This window comes from Paenibacillus sp. 01L418 (assembly GCF_056400045.1).
Genome location: NZ_JBFTSN010000803.1, coordinates 1 through 1,040, shown reverse-complemented (window position 1 = coordinate 1,040; position 1,040 = coordinate 1). Strand labels below are relative to the sequence as shown.

The 1,040-nt window shown below is 48.8% G+C and carries 2 protein-coding genes; both read right to left on the bottom strand.

Translation table 11 applies throughout. The features are described from left to right. Positions 1-94: 94 nt before the first annotated feature. Positions 95-784: an AIM24 family protein gene (locus tag AC1DSE_RS35755; protein ID WP_076268977.1), complete on the bottom strand. Its 690-nt coding sequence runs from the start codon at positions 782-784 to the stop codon at positions 95-97. Continuing rightward, a partial coding sequence (locus AC1DSE_RS35750; RefSeq protein WP_477529179.1) for a hypothetical protein occupies positions 781-1,040 on the bottom strand: 260 nt, incomplete at its 5' end. The genes AC1DSE_RS35755 and AC1DSE_RS35750, both read right to left, overlap by 4 nt.

Genomic DNA, 1,040 nt, shown 5'->3' with positions numbered 1-1,040 from the left:
CGAACCAATCATACTCCCATCAGTTCTCAATTAACGGGGTTTAAAATAAAAAGAGGCTTGTCTTCCGTCTGCTGACGGTCGGCTGGCCTCTGTTTTATTTGATATAGATGCCGCCAAACGGCAGCACTTCGCGAAGAATTCTTTTGATAAAGCCGCCGTTTTGCAGCTGCTCCTCCAGTTCGGCATCGCGGGAGCCTGTTTGGATAAGTACTGGGCCGGTGCCGCGAATTTCCCACTGCACATTCATATGCTGGCTTGCGAGCTTGTTGCCGTAGACGGACAGCTGGATGGAAGCATGCTCTGGATATGCGACGAGTGCTCCAGTCTCAACATACAAAGGACGATCCGGATGGAGCTGAATGGATTTCACATCACCAGCGGTAATAATTCCGAGCAAGCCCGGTCCGGAAAATCGCATTCGCACAAATTCCTTCGTAATCCATGCGTTTTTGAGCTTCTGCACGACAGACTTTAGCTTCATGCCGTCCGAGAAAAAGATAATATGCCTGAAATCAAACAGCAAGTCGCTTTTCTCATCGATGTGCAGCGTTTCGAGCGAGCAGCCTGCAGGCAAGCCGACAATGAATTCGGCCGGTCCAGAAATGAGAGAGCGAATCCAGCGTTTCTTGCGATACATGCCAGCTAAATCCATGAAACGATCCTCGCGATTTTGCGGATCGCCTTGAAAGGCGATGATTGATTTTGGATGCAGAACATGAAGCTTGTCCGCAGTATCAAGGGTGAGATGCACATGGCCAACTTGGGCAGGAACGGTTATTTTCATCCGCTAATGCCTCTGCTGCCTCTGCTGTCTCTACTGCTTGTGCTGCGCTGCTTGCGCCATACGACATAACGCCAAACTCTCAGGGATACGATATAAGCAACAAAAACAGCTGCGATTATAATGACAGTATTAATAAGCTTGCTGATAAACGATTGTTTGTCCTGCTTCATGCGATCCATCTCGGCTTGCAGCTCGGCATTTTGCGCGATAAGCTGATTGTTTTGTTCAAGCAGCTCCTGTTGCTTCATTGCATACG